Origin of the sequence: Exiguobacterium oxidotolerans JCM 12280, assembly GCF_000702625.1 — a bacterium.
GTDB lineage: Bacteria > Bacillota > Bacilli > Exiguobacteriales > Exiguobacteriaceae > Exiguobacterium_A > Exiguobacterium_A oxidotolerans.
In genome coordinates, this window is the sequence record NZ_JNIS01000001.1 from 1,267,528 (window position 1) to 1,284,418 (window position 16,891).

At 47.2% G+C, this 16,891-nt stretch carries 15 protein-coding genes; 5 read left to right on the forward strand and 10 right to left on the reverse strand.

Annotation, left to right across the window (positions count from 1 at the left end; translation table 11 throughout):
* The first annotated feature begins 34 nt into the window (after positions 1-34).
* The 3 genes from P403_RS0106385 (at position 35) to P403_RS0106395 (ending at position 4,439) form a co-directional block, all read left to right on the forward strand.
* A complete protein-coding gene (locus P403_RS0106385) occupies positions 35-538 on the forward strand; it encodes a PCYCGC motif-containing (lipo)protein (RefSeq protein WP_029331838.1) in 504 nt (167 codons plus the stop codon).
* A 191-nt stretch (positions 539-729) separates the two neighbouring features.
* Positions 730-1,752 carry a zinc-binding alcohol dehydrogenase family protein gene (locus P403_RS0106390; protein WP_029331839.1) on the forward strand — a complete coding sequence of 341 codons (1,023 nt, stop codon included), beginning with the start codon at positions 730-732 and terminating at the stop codon, positions 1,750-1,752.
* Between the two features lie 251 nt (positions 1,753-2,003).
* Entirely contained in the window at positions 2,004-4,439 is a 2,436-nt protein-coding gene (locus P403_RS0106395; protein ID WP_029331841.1) for a HAMP domain-containing sensor histidine kinase, read from the forward strand.
* A 42-nt stretch (positions 4,440-4,481) separates the two neighbouring features.
* Here P403_RS0106395 and wrbA read toward each other — a convergent pair whose 3' ends face one another.
* The 3 genes from wrbA to P403_RS0106410 all read right to left on the reverse strand — a co-directional run bounded on the left by wrbA (position 4,482) and on the right by P403_RS0106410 (position 6,940).
* The gene (gene wrbA, locus P403_RS0106400; protein WP_029331843.1) at positions 4,482-5,087 is read right to left on the reverse strand and encodes an NAD(P)H:quinone oxidoreductase; all 606 of its coding nucleotides are present in this window, start codon (positions 5,085-5,087) and stop codon (positions 4,482-4,484) included.
* A 105-nt stretch (positions 5,088-5,192) separates the two neighbouring features.
* Positions 5,193-6,212, reverse strand: a complete 1,020-nt coding sequence (locus P403_RS0106405; RefSeq protein WP_029331844.1) for an ABC transporter permease — start codon at positions 6,210-6,212, stop codon at positions 5,193-5,195.
* Positions 6,209-6,940 (reverse strand): ABC transporter ATP-binding protein, encoded by a 732-nt coding sequence (locus P403_RS0106410; protein WP_029331845.1) that lies wholly within the window; start codon positions 6,938-6,940, stop codon positions 6,209-6,211. The genes P403_RS0106405 and P403_RS0106410 overlap by 4 nt, the downstream gene beginning before the upstream one ends.
* Positions 6,941-7,114: 174 nt before the next feature.
* Between P403_RS0106410 and P403_RS0106415 the strand changes: the two genes are divergently transcribed.
* Entirely contained in the window at positions 7,115-7,729 is a 615-nt protein-coding gene (locus P403_RS0106415) for a TetR/AcrR family transcriptional regulator (RefSeq protein WP_029331846.1), read from the forward strand.
* A 138-nt stretch (positions 7,730-7,867) separates the two neighbouring features.
* Here the strand turns inward: P403_RS0106415 and P403_RS0106420 are convergent, their stop codons facing one another.
* The 4 genes from P403_RS0106420 to P403_RS0106435 all read right to left on the reverse strand — a co-directional run bounded on the left by P403_RS0106420 (position 7,868) and on the right by P403_RS0106435 (position 11,545).
* Positions 7,868-8,914, reverse strand: coding sequence for a DUF2332 domain-containing protein (locus tag P403_RS0106420; protein WP_029331847.1), 1,047 nt, complete (start codon positions 8,912-8,914; stop codon positions 7,868-7,870).
* 133 nt (positions 8,915-9,047) lie between these two features.
* Positions 9,048-9,563: a VOC family protein gene (locus P403_RS0106425; protein WP_029331848.1), complete on the reverse strand. Its 516-nt coding sequence runs from the start codon at positions 9,561-9,563 to the stop codon at positions 9,048-9,050.
* Between the two features lie 32 nt (positions 9,564-9,595).
* Positions 9,596-10,567 (reverse strand): Gfo/Idh/MocA family protein, encoded by a 972-nt coding sequence (locus P403_RS0106430; protein ID WP_029331849.1) that lies wholly within the window; start codon positions 10,565-10,567, stop codon positions 9,596-9,598.
* A gap of 27 nt (positions 10,568-10,594) precedes the next feature.
* Positions 10,595-11,545: a sugar-binding transcriptional regulator gene (locus tag P403_RS0106435; protein WP_029331854.1), complete on the reverse strand. Its 951-nt coding sequence runs from the start codon at positions 11,543-11,545 to the stop codon at positions 10,595-10,597.
* Positions 11,546-11,738: 193 nt separating this feature from the next.
* Here P403_RS0106435 and P403_RS0106440 point away from each other — a divergent pair, with 193 nt between their 5' ends.
* Positions 11,739-13,538, forward strand: a complete 1,800-nt coding sequence (locus P403_RS0106440; protein ID WP_029331855.1) for an LTA synthase family protein — start codon at positions 11,739-11,741, stop codon at positions 13,536-13,538.
* A gap of 238 nt (positions 13,539-13,776) precedes the next feature.
* Here the strand turns inward: P403_RS0106440 and P403_RS0106445 are convergent, their stop codons facing one another.
* From P403_RS0106445 to groL, 3 genes are all read right to left on the reverse strand, one after another.
* Positions 13,777-14,319 (reverse strand): GNAT family N-acetyltransferase, encoded by a 543-nt coding sequence (locus P403_RS0106445; RefSeq protein WP_029331856.1) that lies wholly within the window; start codon positions 14,317-14,319, stop codon positions 13,777-13,779.
* 81 nt (positions 14,320-14,400) lie between these two features.
* A complete protein-coding gene (locus P403_RS0106450; RefSeq protein WP_029331858.1) occupies positions 14,401-14,940 on the reverse strand; it encodes an ATP-binding protein in 540 nt (179 codons plus the stop codon).
* A gap of 302 nt (positions 14,941-15,242) precedes the next feature.
* Complete coding sequence (gene groL, locus P403_RS0106455; protein ID WP_029331859.1) at positions 15,243-16,883, reverse strand: chaperonin GroEL; 1,641 nt, start codon at positions 16,881-16,883, stop codon at positions 15,243-15,245.
* Positions 16,884-16,891: the final 8 nt, after the last annotated feature.

A 16,891-nucleotide genomic window follows, 5' to 3' on the forward strand; every position in this document is an offset into this window, starting at 1 on the left:
GACTGATAGAGGAAATCGATTTGGAGGGAAGTTCATGAAACGACAAGTACGTTGGTTTACACTAACGTTGACGGCAAGTCTAGCGCTCGGCGCTTGTGCCCCAGCGGAACAACAGACAGACAAGCAGATGAGCACAGAACATGCAGAGCACGAGACGCACGGTGCAGGGGATCAACTCGAAAAAACGAGTGCCAAGACGATTGCACCCGCTTTCTTAAAAGAAACCGATGAATCGATCCAAACGATTTATCTTGCTGTCGCCAAGCATCAAGACTTACTTGAAAAAATGCCGTGTTACTGTGGATGCGGCGAAACGGCCGGTCATACGAGTAACTATGACTGTTTCATCGCCGATCAGACAGCAGCAGGTGAAACGACGTGGACGACACACGGCATCACATGCGGGACATGTCTCGATATCGCCGCTCAATCGATCGTCGCCTACCAACAAGGAACACCGATCAAAAAAATCCGCCAAGACATCGATGCAACTTACGCAACTACTGGAGTCGCCCCGACAAAAACACCTGCATTATAATACTCGTTCAAAAAGCCCCTTACTCACACGGATACGTATCTTTACTCGCGTTGTCTGAGATGGGGGCTTTTTAGTTGATGTAGCATTAGCACTCAAAGCGTTAGCGTTTCCTTCTTTCTGTAGACGTTTCATTTCAGCTACACGGTGGAACATTTTGAAGAGATACGTGAAACAGGAAAGGATGACGACAGATGACACAGATGAAAGCCATTGGATTTCACCAACACTTGCCGATTACAGAAGAGAATAGTTTGATTGATCTCGAACTGCCACGACCGGAAGCGACTGGTCATGATGTACTCGTCGAAGTCAAAGCCGTTTCCGTCAATCCGGTCGATACGAAAGTCCGGGCACACGGTCAAGATGAAACGGAACCGAAAGTCATCGGGTATGATGCTGCCGGAATCGTCGTCGAAGTCGGGAGTGACGTCGGACGGTTCGAAGTCGGTGACGAAGTGTATTATGCCGGTGCCATCGATCGTCCGGGATCAAACAGTACGTTCCAACTCGTCGACGAGCGAATTATCGCAAAAAAACCAGCACGGTTGACGTTCGCCGAAGCAGCAGCCTTACCGTTGACGACACTGACGGCATACGAAGCGTTAACTGACCGCCTCCATCTATCGTTTGACGCCAAGTCAAACCTCGACAAGACGATTTTGATCATCGGGGCAGCCGGAGGTGTCGGTTCAATCGCGACGCAACTCGCGAACAAAGCCGGACTGACTGTCATCGGTACGGCTTCGCGCAGTGAAACGATTGACTGGGCGAAAGCACATGGCGCGCACCATACGATCAATCACCATGAGGACTTCCGCCCGCAACTGGAAGCACTCGGCTATTCGTACGTCGACTACATCTTTTGTTTGAATGCGACCGATCAGCATTTTGAAGCGATGGTCGATGTCATTGCACCGCAAGGAAGTATTTGCAGTATCGTCGAGACAGACAAATTGCTGAATTTAAGTGCCTTGCAACAAAAAAGTGCGACGTTCGTCTGGGAGTTCATGTTCACCCGGTCCCTGTTCCAAACGCCTGACATGATGCGCCAACATGATATCTTGACGCAAGTCGCGGCGTGGCTTGATGCAAAAGAACTCGAAACAACCGTCACGAAGACATTGACGGGGCTGAACGCAACGAGCTTAAAAGAAGCCCATCGTCTCGTCGAAAGTGGGAAGACGATTGGGAAGGTCGTCGTCGCAGAAGTATGATATGTCTGCCTCACTCGAGACATCCAAATGAAGTACTACATGTTATCTCAAATGAAATATTATCTGGTTTAAACTCAGGCATACTGTCAATCAGTATGTCTTTTCTAATGTTAATTTCTCACATTGAAGATATTTTAACTTTTCTTCTATATTTTTAAGTCTAAAAAATGTACGATTATGATAAGAAAATATGTACGATAGTTACATCTAATACGCATACATGCTGACGTAAAGGAGTATTTAAAAATTATATGAAAAAATGGTTAAACCAAAAAATAAGCCGGCAAATCATGCTTTCTTTTTACCTGATTTTAATCGTGCTTTCCGTTACTTCAATTGCTGCTTATTTTTATACAAATCAGCAAGTCTCTAATGCCGAACGTAAAATCGACGACATTAGCACCCGGGAAGAACGGGCAACAAAACTGTGGGATACATGGCAATCGCTCCAATATGAGGTGAGAGGTTATGTCGTCTTCGGAGATGATGCCATCATGGATGTGATCGATTCGAAACAAGCATCACTCGAACGGCAGACGACATGGTTTGAACAAAATCGGATTTATGAAGCCGATCAAATTTATGCGACTGACATCCGATCGCTCTATACGTCGTATACGAAATTTGTCATGCCAAGCCTCATCCGTTACGTCCAGGCAAAACAGTCAGGCGTAATCGACGAGACGTTTCTCGAAATGCCGAGTTTAAAAGCGATGATGCCCGATATTCCAACAGATCCTGACCGAAAATTTAAAATGAACGCGGCGGATAGTGAAACGATGCGGAAAAGTGTCAACACGATGGAAACGGTCTTTACGAATTATCGAAACAGCTTGAAGGAAAAGGAAGCAGCCGCAAAAGATCAACTCGTTCAACAAACGAAGTATGCTGGATGGATTTGGTTAATCAATTTGGCGGTCTTGTTCCTCGTCGTGTTGCTCCTCGTCCGTCCTTTCATCGAACGGACGACACGTCAAATTCAACTGCTCAGTAAAGAAAGTAAATTGCTCGCGCAAGGACAACATACGACACCGTTGATTCCGATCGAACGGTCTGATGAGATTGGTGAACTCAGTAAGTCGTTCCACCAAATGGCATCCGCCTTGATTGATAACAAGCATCGCCTGATGTCGACGAACGACAACTTGGAACAAGCACTCAAAATAACACTCCGAAACGAAGCCCTATTGAAAACACGAAATCAATTGACAGAAACACTCGCTTCCCGCGACTCCTTGACGGCCTATCCTGCCGTCATCGAAAAGATGATTGAAATTACAGACTCAACCCAGGGGTCCATCATCTTTAAAGAGGGAACGACTGTGACGAACATCATCTCGCACGCGATGACAGATCAAGAACAGGACACTTTAATCGCGACGATTGAACCATTAATCCGTCAAGCGCGTCGTGACAAGTTGCCGCATAGGTCACAACATGATGAACGCGCCTTAGCTGTTACCCCGGTTCTCGATCCGAGTACGGGTGAAATCATCGCCTATATCTACTTAATGCGTTTAGGTGCCGCCTTTAATAATCAAGAACAAGAAGAACATGCGACCTTTTCACGTCAACTCGCCCTCTCGCTGCTTCGGATGCGAACGTTTGATGAGATCGACCGTGAACGTGAGAAGACATCCCGTCTCCTCAACTCGATTCGAGAATCCGTCGTCTACATCGAACTGGACGGCTCTAATCAATTAATTAACCGGCCGTTGCTTGATCTATTCAACCATTCAATCGAACAAGATTCGGAAGTCGACTGGTTGCTTGATATTGACGAATCAATCGTCAATTTAAAATACCGGGTGGACCAACTGCCTGAGTTCGAGCGTTATTTGCATCAAACCTTTATTGAGCATGAAACCGGTGAAGGCATCCTGTTTTCGATCGATCAAGAAAAACGTTTTATCAAAACCTATTCTGAAAAAATCCATTATGGCGGTCAGTTCCGCGGTATCATGCTCGTTATGCGTGACGTCACGAACGAAGTTGAAATCGATCGCTTAAAAAATGAACTCGTTTCGACGATTTCGCACGAATTGCGGACACCCCTGTCATCGATTTACGGATTTACTGAATTGATGATTGAACGTGAGCTGTCACCGAAGCGGCAAAAGACTTATCTCGAAGCCGTTCATTCGGAGACAAAACGTTTATCTCTACTGATTAACGACTTCTTGGATTTGCAACGAATGGAAGCGGACCGGCAAGAATATGAATTTGAAGCATTCGATTTAGTCGCGTTACTCGAAGATCTTAAGCAATTTCATGGCCTTTCCTCGACAACACACAAGATTACAGTTACACATGATGTAACGCATCTCTCAGTCGAAGCCGATGCGAAAAAAATTCGTCAACTGTTCGGAAACTTAATCAACAATGCCATCAAGTATTCACCGACCGGTGGGACGATCGAGATCGACTTAGCGGTTCGCGATACGCGGTTTTCCGTCGCGATTCGTGACCACGGAATTGGAATCCCAACTTCTGCGATGGGTGAATTGTTCCAAAAATTCTACCGGGTCGATAATTCGGATACACGCAAAATCGGCGGGACCGGACTCGGTCTATCGATTTGTCGCGAAATCGCCCGTGCTCATGACGGAGAAATTCACGTCGAATCCATCGAAGGTGAAGGTTCGACTTTCACCGTCGACTTGCCACTTCAACAATTTCAGGCATAACAAAACGCGCCCTTTCCAAAACGGAGAGGACGCGTTTTTTAATTATCCTTGTTTTAGACGACTTGCGACTTCGACCGTCCGTTTTGCCTGGTGGCGGACTGCCGGTTCAACTGATTCAACCATCTTCCCTTCTTGGTCGACGGTAACGGTCGTTCCATATGGATTTCCGCCTGCTGCGAACAGCACAGGATCCGAATAACCAGGTGCTGCGACAATCGCACCCCAGTGGAACATCGTCGCATAGACGGCGAGGACGGTCGTTTCCTGACCACCGTGCGGGTTTTGTGCGGATGACATCGCACTGACAACTTTATCGACAAGCTTCCCTTGTCCCCAGAGCCCGCCCGTCGTATCAAGGAATTGTTGGAACTGACCCGGGACATGTCCGTACCGCGTCGGCACACTAAAGATGATCGCGTCGGCCCAGTCGAGTAAATCGACGGTTGCCTCTTCGACGTCACGTGTCGCATCCGTATGTTTTTGCCAAAGTGGGTTCGACGCAATCGCTTCTGCCGGTGCTGTCTCTTTGATTTTTGCAAGACGGACTTCCGCACCGGCAGCTTCGCCCGCTTCTTTCGCCCATGTTGCGAGTTGATGATTCGTACCGGTCGAACTGTAGTAAATGACTGCTAATTTCACGTTAGACATGGAATCGCTCCTTTTTTAACGACAGTGACGGACAATGGATGTACACGTTATCTTTTCCCATTTCCGCCAGATAAAAACGCGATTCCCTTGAATTCAAGATTTTATTTAAGTGTTTCTGAATTTCTTAAGCGCAAGAACATTGATCAGATAAAGCACAACGATGTATCCGACAAGGCCTAACAGATAACCCCAAATTTCCTCAAAACCATTTCCATACACCATGATTTCCTTAATCGCACTTGCCCCGTAGAAGATTGGCATTACGTAACTTAAATTACCGAGGTGGTACGGAATCAAGTCGAGCGCAATCAAACCGGAGAAAAAAACTTGTGGGATGATTGTAAACGGAATCAACTGAACAACTTGTAGCGCCGAACTCGCGAACACTGAAATCGTCGCTCCGAATAAAACAGCTGTCGTCGCGAGTAACAATAAGACAAGTAAAACAAGAAAGACGTTACCGTTAGACGCCATTTGTAAGACATAGACCGTGTACAGGACAATCAGGATGGCTTGCATGACGGCAAACACGCTGTACCCCATCGTATACCCCAGGATGACTTCACTCCGCTTGATTGGCGTCATCAACAAACGCTCAAGCGTCCCATCACTCCGTTCCTTGACGAATGCCATCGCAGAAATGACAAAGACCATAAAGAACGAGAACAAGGACAAAAACACATACCCGAGTGAATCAAACGTCGACTGGTCGGTCGAACCATGGACGTAACCCGTTTCTATTGCTGCCGCTGGATTGAGCGAAGTAAGACCCGCTTGAATTTCTTTGACAGCGATTGAAGATTTCGTTGATGGTTCCTGGAGCGTGATGTTCGTCGCTTCCCGGTCAGCACGGAATACCGCATCGACGTCAGGATGACTGGTGAGATAAGTTTTAGCCGAATCTACGTCTTTAGGCAACGCAATCACTTCAAGCTCCTGCTTTTCTAACATTGTCGTGACTTGCGGGGGTGTCACCCCATCGACCGCAACGACGGGGACATAATCCGTATCACCGAGCAGCAGATAGATCAGTGTCAAAATCAGTAACGGCGCAATCAAAATCATCATCACACTCCGCTTATCGTTTAACGTTTGACGGACAACACGTTTCGCTAACTGCATCATCGCGGGTCGCCTCCTTTTTGCTGGTCTGCCGCTAAAATAAACAGTTCTTCGACACGACCCGTCTCTGTTTTCGCAAGTAACTTATCGACCGTATCGTATTCAATCAATGCACCGTTGTAAATCAAGGCAGCCCGGTCACATTCGACGACTTCATCCATGACGTGTGTCGAGACGACGATTGTCGTTCCGTCCTGTTTAATCTGATGGAACTGCCGCCAAATTTCCCGCCGTAAGATGGGGTCGATTCCGACAGTCGGCTCGTCTAAAAACAAAACTTTCGGTTTGTGTAAAATCGAAATCGCTAACGATAACCGTTTTTTCATCCCACCTGAAAAGGCGTGGACCCGTTTGTTCCGATGTGCCGTCAACTCGACAATCTTCAACACCTCCTCAATCCGTTGTTTAAGAACCTGCCGTTCCAACTTATACAGTGAACCAAAAAACTTTAAGTTGTCTTCTGCTGTCAAGTCTTCGTACAAGGCATTGTTTTGCGGCATAAATCCGATATCATTCAGCAGTTTCATGTTCGGCATCAACGTCTCTCCGATATGAACCGTTCCTTTGCTTGGGGCAATCGCGCCGATCATCAAGCGAATTAAGGTCGTTTTCCCTGAACCCGACGGTCCTAACAGACAACAAATTTCACCGGACATAATTGTCAAGTCGACGTGGCGAATCACCTCTAGCTGATCAAACGATTTACTCGTTTCCTTTACTTGAATGTTCATAAAAATCGCTCCTTTTCCGTATCTACCAGTCGAACAAAAAAATAGAGATATTAGACACCGTGTTGTTTATAATCAAAGTATAACGACTCCGTCCGGAAGGCGACAATAAGCAATTAATCGGATTGTGTTGCTTTGACGACACATCCGTTGAATGTGTTGAAAAGGAGTGAGGACATGAGTAAGGAACAACAAGATTTACGGGTGATCCGCACTAAAAAATTGATTAGAGAGGCCATGTTGACCTTGATTGAAAAGCAGGGCTTTGACAGCATCACTGTCAAAGATATCGCGAAACAGGCGGAAATCAACCGGGGGACGTTCTATAGTCATTACGAAGATAAGTATGATTTGATGAATACGTACATCGACGAGATCTTTCAAGAAGTGGAAGAGAAGCTGATCAAGAACCTGCAACGTCTGTTCCATCAGGAAAATCCAACCGGCTTTCCACCGGACGCTTACCGGGTGCTGGTTCCCTTTTCCGAGTTTCTTCAACGCAACCGTGTCATCATGAAGTCACTGTTAGGTCCGACGGGGGACTTGCACTTTCAATCCCGCCTGAAGCAGTTCATGCATGACGCACTCTTTAAGCGGGCATCCAGTTCGTTGTTTCTGAAACAAAAAGCACTTGTTCCAAGCGACTATCTCATTTCTTATATCGCTTCCGCCCACATCGGTGTCATGCAGGAATGGCTCATCCAAGACCGCGATGAATCCCCGGAAGAAATCGCAAAAATCATTTTCACAATCACGACGCAGGGACCACTTCGGGCCGGCGGTTTGATCTAATTCCATCACACAACATGCTGTAGCGCACAATTGGCGGTGTAAAGAAAACGAGAAAAAGGGACGGTCATCTATCAGCGATAGGCCGTCCCTTCTTTCTCGTGTCTTATTCAACTTCAACCAACTACTCCCGGGTGTTCCTTAATTCGACAGAACGGAAGCATTCGGTAATAACCATTTGAACCAACGCCCGTGTCCGTCCGTTTCAGCAATCATCTGTTCATGAAGTGCACCGTCCCGGTACAGGTCGAGGTGTAAATAACGGTCCTGGACGTTATTATACAGGTGATAGACGTCACGCGTCTGTCCGATTTGCTCGACGACATGGAGCAGTTCTTTTTTCAACGCAAGCGGTAACTGATTCGCGACATGGGTGTGGAAAATACACAGAATATGCGCTGTCGGAATCCTTTCGGCACATGGTTTAAGGAGTTGAATCCCGTCCCCTTCAATCAGCTCGAGCGGATGCTCGGCGACGTAACGGGCCGCCTGTTCAAACAGTTCGAGCCGCTCATGGTGCTCCGTCCAAATCAAGGCCTTTAACCATAACCGTTCGTCGTCATCCGTCAAGTCGACGGTGTTTAAGTCAAGTCCGATTCGCTCGGCGATCGGCGGTGCTGTCCGTGCAAGCGGCGGAACATGCTCGCCCTCAATCGTCGACGTCAAGCGAAGACGTGACGCCGGATTTCCGAACGTCTCACCCGTTCCGTAGTCATACGCATACTGGTCGAACAGCAATTGCAGACCGGCACTCGTACCAATCTCAAGTAAGGCGAGCGGACGCTGTTCGGCTTGATGAATCATCCCGAAGACCGGATAGAGATAGGTGCAGCGCCGGACTTCATTCGTTTGGACGAGACGCGTTGTCAGCAACCCAATCAATTCCGGTTCGTAGACTTGACAGAAATCCTGAAAATCTGGGAATGATTCATCGAACGGTGCGGCGTCCGTCGTCACACTCGGATAATACCGGGCTAACGGATGCTCGACTCCTTTTAGTAACAGATAATGGACGGCACCAAACAACAAGTTCGGTACCGGTTGTCCGTCCCGTGCCTGTTGGCATATTGTCAAAATCGCTGTGTCACGCGCGACGTGACGCGATAAGTAATCGTAAAACGGACTTGAGTCCTTACACTCGCGTTCCGCGAACGTCTGAAACCGTACCGCTAATTCTTCATGTCTCATCCATCTTCCCCCTTGTTTCATTCTTTTATTAGAAATTCACCAATTCCTTCCAAAAACCTTTTTTTAAGCAGGGCAAAAAAAACGAGCGATGCACGCTTCCTTAAGAAGAATAACATCACTCGTTTCTACGATTTTAAGCCAGTGGTGTCCACCGTTTTGCTTCGCTGCCATCGGGATAATCGATACCGTCCGGATATGCGATTAATTCAATCAAGCTGCTCCATGGCGTAACACCATAGACGCCACGGTTACGCGGACCGTCCTCGACACCGGCTAACGGATGCGGTGCCGAAAGAAGTGTTCCCCCCGCGTCTTTAAACCGCTGCGTCGCTTCCTGCATGTCATCGACATAAATGGCGAAGTGATGTAGACCGAGGTCAGAAATCCGTGCCGGTTCCTGATCCGTCGGCGTACCGAGCTGGAACAGTTCGAGCGTCGGTCCCTTCGCGATTTGCAGTAATCGCATGTGGATGATTGTTTTCCCGGACGGTAATCCGAGTTGCTGTTCGACTTCCTCCCCTTGCATCGGTTCTTGCTCAGGGCGTTGCACATCATAACAAACCTCCGCGTCAAAGGCCTGCTTGAAAAATGTCGTCGCCTCTTCCATATCGGGTACAGTCATCCCGACATGATCGATTCCTCTCATCATCGTACTCGCTCCTTTCGCATGATTCCGTTTAATTATTCAAAAGCATAGGATACGTCCCATTGTTGGCGTGCCTCATCCATCAAGCTCATCACTTGACGTGAGAGTGGTAACGTCCAGTTTTCTCGTCCGTTCATCACCATCTCATTCATCGCTTCGACTTCATATACGAGGGCTTTACCCGTATCTCCGGCTTCGATCGTCTCGACGGTCCCATCCGCCGTATAGGTGATGGTCGCCTTGTCTGCCCGTGGAAAATCATCGACCGTGATAAAGCCCTTTTCTCCAGCGACGATTCCCCGCTTCGGCATCTTCGCCCGCATCGCCAGTGACACGACGGCCAGCTCCTCTTGATTGTTTTTCATCACGATGCCCGACTGTTCATCGACACCTGTCTTGTATTTTTTAAGTGTCGTATGCAATTCGGTCGGCTGACTCGATAAGAACAAGCGGGTGAACGAGAGTGCATACGTTCCGATATCGAGCATCGCCCCGCCGGCAAGATCCGGATTGAAGAATCGATTCGTCGGATCATCTTCCTTGCTACTACCGAACGTGACATTGACCATGCTGATTTTGCCGATTTTCCCTTGATCAATCACTTCATGGAGCTTTCGATACAGCGGCATATGATAAATCGTCATTGCTTCAGCGAGGATTAAATCTTTTGCCTGCGCAAGCTGAATCACTTCTTGAAGTTGCGTACTGTTCATCGTGATTGCCTTTTCACATAACACATGTTTTCCGGCGTTTAAGGCATCGACGATGTACGAATAGTGGACGCTATGTGGTGTCGCGATATAGACGACATCAATTCGCCCGTCCTGGAACATCGTCTCCGTATCGGCATACACCTGCTCAATCCCGAACTGTTCAGCAAATCGGTTTGTTTTGTCCGTGTTTCTTCCCCACACGCCGAATACCCGTCCGTTCACTTCTTTGATTGCTGCGGCAAATTCCGCTGCGATGCCGCCTGGTCCAACGATTCCCCAATTCACTTGTTCCATCTTCAATCGCTCCCTTATAATCCGTACTCATTCTGCCAACAATTCGTATGCCGTCTCTTCCGTCGTGACGAGGACGTTCAGGTATCCTGCCGTCAACGCTGCCCGGATTGCACTCACTTTCGCTGTCGATTCAGCGACTCCAATCGCATAGTTTGCTTGCTTCAATTGTGCCAAATCAATTGAAATCGTCCGCCCCGTCAGCTCGGTTTCGACGAGTTTCCCTGACGCGTCAAAAAAGTTCGAGCAAATATCTCCGACGACTTGTCCGTCTTGCATCGACCGGTCGAGCCGTTCCCCGTAAAACCCAAGCCAGTTCGGACCGTCATTGATCAATGGCGAACCGATTCCGACGACTGCAACCTGTAATCGACCCCATAAACCTTCGACTTCACGAAAATGTCCTGAATCCGTCAGCGCTGTTTTTAAATCCGATGTCTGGACGATTGCCGGAAAATCGATCAGCTTGGACTGACCGTTTGTTTTTCGTGCCACTTCATAGACAATCGTATTTGCATAATAGCGACTGGCTAGTTTTCCGTCCGGTCCCCCAATTAACGGTACACATGTAATGTCGAGTCCTTTTGTCGGATGCCATGCTTCCGCGACGGCGGCCAACGAGCTGCCCCAAGAAAAGCCAACGACATCCTGTTCATTGATGATTTCGTTCAAATAACTCGCACAGGCCTGTCCCATCGCCATCAATCTATGCGGCTTTGACTCCGCTCGTTTCGTCGGTACGAGAATGACTTCCTTCAAGTTATAGCGTGCTTTTAGTTTTTCTGCGACTGCGACATCACGAAAGGCATCATAGTTGATTCGAATCTGAACGATTCCCTGTTCACGAATTTTTTTCAACATCCGACTGATGCTCGTTCGGTTAACACTTAACTCTTTTGCGATTTCGCTTTGCGTCATATCCTGTTCGTAATACATACGTGCTACTCGGTACAACACGTTTATTTCTTGTAGATCGCTCATTACGCACCCCCTTTTGCACAAATGTACATCACAATGCACGTTTGTGCAAATGTTTTCCAAATTAAAGAAAAACAAATGACACTTAGTTTCTTTTACATCTTCTCTAGGCTTAGCACATCCTGACGTTCCCCAGCCTCGACTTTAGGGTACATACCATTAGACAACGATGATACAGACAAGGAGGTTGGCTTTGATGATCGGATTCGGTTATGCATTTTATTTACTACTAGGCATGCTCAAGTTCTTGCTCTTCAGCTTTTATACGAACACAGAAGTTTCATTTAAGCTCATCCTGTTGAACCTGGCCGGGATGTTGCTGTTATCGAGCTGGACGCTGCTCATCCAGTGGAAGAAACGGCGGTGGATTTGGCTTGGTCTGTTAGTGCTACATAGTTTTCTGTTAGTCTCGGACCTTTGGTATTACCGCTACTTTGACGATTTACTGTCCGTTTCCTTGATGTCGCAAATGTTGCAGATGAGTGATGTCGGCAGTGGTTTTATGGCATTGATTGTTCCGACCGACTTTTTCCTGTTCGCGGATAGCATCATCTTCGGACTCGTTTTAATCTTCTTACGGAAGAAACCGTTTACTGTTGCGAAGCGACAACAACGTCGTTCGGCGGTTGCTGCTTTTCTTGCCGGCATCGTGCTTTTCGCAGCACCACTCACCTATGCCGTCGTCAAACAAGACCAGCGGCTTGACCAGTCGATCTCCGACATGCGTGACTATTACCAGCTCGGGTTTTGGGGATATCACGGCGTCGATCTCGCTCGGGGAATCACGCGAGCAATCAGCTCAGACGAATCGTTAACGGAAGCGGAGCGGCAACGGCTCAAGCAATCCGCACCGGATGAAACGGCTGGTGCTGTCAGCACACCGAACATCATCATGGTCCAGTTGGAATCATTCCAAGGGTCCGTCATCGGACAGACGGTAAATGGGCAAGAACTGACACCACACCTGAATGAACTCAAACAGGAGTCGCTCTACTTCGAGTCGTTTTATCACCAAACGCATGAGGGACGGACGTCGGATGCGGAATTCATTACGAATACGTCGCTGTACCCATTGAAGTCGGGCTCCGTCTACACCCGTTTTCCGGACAATGAGTTCGGCGCCTTACCGCAACTGTTAAAAGACAACGGCTATGACACAGCGGCGATGCATGCCTACGACAAAGGGTTTTGGAATCGGGACAAAGTTTATGACAACCTCGGGTTCAAACACTTTTTCAGCAATAAAGATTATCCGGACAACAAAGAAATCGGAATGGCATTAAATGATCAACAGTTTTTGACGAAATCGATTGAACATATGGAGACGCTACAAGAGCCGTTCTTCTCGTTCCTCGTCGCCTTGACGAGTCATACGCCGTATGAGATTCCAAAAGACGAACGTGAACTCGACTTAACGGGATACGACGATCCGATGCTGAAACGGTATTACCAGACCGTCCATTATGTCGATCAAGGTGTCGGACTGATGATTGACGAATTAAAAGCAAAAAATATGTGGGATGACGCGCTCGTAATCTTTTACGGCGACCACGACAGTGGCTTGACGAACGAAGGCAGCGAGCTCAGGGAAAAAGCCGGAATCGACAACCCGGTCGATCTGTTCGAACTCGACCGCCAAGTTCCGCTGTTCATCAAAAAACCGAAGCAACAGGACGGAAAGATCATCAAAGAAAATGGCGGACAAATCGATATCGCTCCGACGATCGTCGACTTGCTCAACCTCGAATCACCGTACATGATGGGGAACTCACTTTTAGATGACGAACCGAACGTGACGGCGTTCCGTGATGGTTCGTTCCGCTACAAGGATTATTATTATGAAGCGGATTTGACGAAAAAAGCCGGTAACGGCACGTGTTATGACGTCTCGACTACTAAAGAAGTCGACCTTGATTTATGTAAAAAACAAGCGGACGTCCGGAAGGATTTACGCTTGTCGGATGCCATCATCGAGAAGAACGGTTTGGAACAATAGGCGAATCAAAAAATCATTTTTTTCCACGCGCTTTCCTCAGGCGAGACACAAGCCAGTTTTCCTGTCCTCTCTGGACAGGAAAGCGGGTCTTATTTGTCTCTGACAGCGCAAGTCACCTTGCGCTTTTTCCTGTAGGAGTCGCGTGAATCAAATGATTTCTATCAAACGAACAGAGGGAGCCGGATGTTAATTCCGGCTCCCTCTGTTCTGTTCATATGAGTGTGTATGTCATTACCGTTTAAAAAAGTTTATACCAGTACAACGTGATATCAATTTCCGGATTAGCCGACTGTTTCAGCGTATCCACCCCACCAAGAACAAATCCTTCTTTTACGTAAAAACGACAGGCAATCAGATTATCATTTTGTGCTTCAAGCGATAAGCCGATCAACGATTGTTCCTTCGCCCAGGTTTCAGCTGCTTCGAGCAACAAATGACCGACGCCACTTTTCCGAAAACTGCTTCGGACAGCGATATTTTCAATGTAGGCAAAACGATTCCAGTCTTTGAAGAGACGAATCTGTCCAATGCATTCGTTCTCATGAAAAGCTAACAAAACAATTTTTTCACTGCTATCGATATAAGTAGACCAATCCAGTTTGTCATCCGGGAAACGGATTTCTGATGGAGTATCGTATAACTGTTCTTCGTAAGACCAAATGCCGTCACAAAAACGAGGAAGGACTTTACCAATGATAGGGAACGATTCATTTGTGTCGTTGATGATTGTTATAAATTGATCTTTTAAAGGCCGAATCACGATTTTTTTAGATTGATTCATTAATTTCACCCTTCACTATGTATTTTCCAAGTTAATTCTTCAGTTAAATATCGAAAGTTTCTTCTCAATTTAGAGTTAATTTTAATATGACTTACTCAAGTACCCCTTAACCATCGCCACACATTCTTCAACCGAGTAATCACCTTCAATTCTTAATATCGGGCAAGATAATTCATTCATCCACTGCTCATGTAGAACTTTGCTTCTAACTTCTGGACCAGCATGATCATATAGTGAAGCCCACTCCAAAAAAATTTGCGATTGTTCATGCTTATCCCCATCCGGTAATACTTCTTTCCCATATCTTTCGATTTCTCGCTTCTGCAATCTTTCGAGTCTAATTTCCGATGGAACCCACAAGAAAATAACGAGATCGAAATAAGACTTGAAATAATCTCCCCAGTTTACCGTGGCTCCCGATAAAATCCACTGTTCGGATTGTGATAAATCATTCTTCAGCATTTCTATTCTGTCAGGTATAGGTCGTTGTTCGGTAAATTTAGATATCCAAAAGTAATCATCTGTATCAAAAATTTTGTGGGGAAGAACTTCTGCTAAAGCTTTACCCAGTGTTGACGTTCCAGATCCCGAAGCTCCCATGATATGAATTTTATTTTTCATTTTTCTTCTCCTTTATAGATTCTTTGTTTATCCGGTTTCTAATTATATAATTTTCCTGTTCCCAGATTATATTTTAACAAAAAAATTTTAATCTAATCCCCAAAACCATCAGAAGTAGACGCATACAATTCAATTGAAACCCTGATATTTAAAGCAGTTCTCAATAAAATTCTATATTAACGAAACAAAAAAGAGACCCTCTATAAGTTCAGTGAACTTACAAAGGGTCTTCCCAAAAATCAAAAGTAGAATAGCAATCCTTCGATCTAATTCTACCAATCAACGGGTTGAATGCTTATATTTTACATCATTCCGCCCATTCCACCCATGCCGCCCATATCAGGCATTGCAGGAGCAGATCCGGCTGGTTCCGGTTTGTCGGCGATGACGGCTTCTGTCGTCAGGAACATCGCTGAAACAGACGCTGCGTTTTGAAGTGCTGAACGCGTCACTTTCGCCGGGTCGACGATTCCCGCTTCAATCATGTCGACGTACTCGTCTGTCGCGGCGTTGTAGCCCATGCCTTGTGCTTCATGCTTGAGACGTTCGACGATGACTGAACCTTCTTGACCGGCGTTTTCCGCGATTTGACGGAGTGGTGCTTCGAGTGCACGGAGAACGATGTTGACGCCTGTCGCTTCGTCACCTGTTGAGACAGCAAGAATCGATTCGACGGCTTTCGTCACATGGATAAAGGCTGTTCCCCCACCGGCAACGATTCCTTCTTCGACGGCTGCACGTGTCGCATTTAGTGCATCTTCAATCCGGAGTTTGCGTTCTTTCAATTCTGTTTCCGTTGCTGCCCCGACTTTGACGACAGCTACGCCGCCCGCGAGTTTCGCGAGACGCTCTTGCAGTTTTTCACGGTCGAAGTCGCTTGACGTTTCTTCGATTTGCGCACGGATGGCGCCGACACGTGCTTCGATTGAATCACTGTGTCCGTGTCCTTCGACGATTGTCGTGTTGTCTTTTGAGACGACGACTTTCGACGCACGACCGAGTTGCATGATTTGTGTTTCTTTTAAATCAAGACCAAGCTCTTCAGTGATCAACTCTGCGCCTGTGACGATTGAGATGTCTTCGAGCATCGCTTTACGACGGTCACCGAAGCCTGGTGCTTTGACCGCAACCGCGTTGAACGTACCACGGAGTTTGTTGACGACGAGTGTCGCGAGTGCTTCGCCTTCAACATCTTCCGCGATGATCAAGAGCGGTTTGTTTTGTTGGACGACTTGCTCAAGGACCGGCAAGATTTCCTGGATGTTCGAGATTTTTTTATCTGTGACTAAGATGTACGGGTTCTCAAGGACCGCTTCCATCTTATCTGAATCTGTAATCATGTATGGTGATGCATATCCACGGTCGAATTGCATTCCTTCAACAACGTCGAGTTCTGTCGTGAAGCCGCGTGATTCTTCGATTGTGATGACACCATCCTGACCGACACGTTCCATTGCTTCCGCAATCAGTTGACCGACTTCTTCGTCAGCAGCAGAAATCGCCGCAACTTGTGCGATTGCTTCTTTGCCTTCGATTGGTTTTGCGATTTCGTGGAGCTCTTCAACGGCACGACGGACTGCTTTTTCGATTCCTTTACGGATAACCATCGGGTTTGCGCCCGCTGTGACGTTTTTGAGTCCTTCACGGATCATCGCTTGTGCGAGGACTGTCGCTGTTGTCGTACCATCCCCTGCGATTTCGTTCGTTTTCGACGCGACTTCCGCGACGAGTTTCGCACCCATGTTTTCAAAGTGGTCTTCGAGTTCGATTTCTTTTGCGATCGTCACACCATCGTTCGTGATGAGTGGTGAACCGAATTTACGTTCGAGGACGACGTTGCGTCCTTTTGGTCCGATCGTCACTTTGACTGCGTCTGCTAATGCGTCGACACCGCGGAGCATCGCGCGGCGTGCTTCTTCACTGAATAAGATATCTTTTGCCATGACTGAAA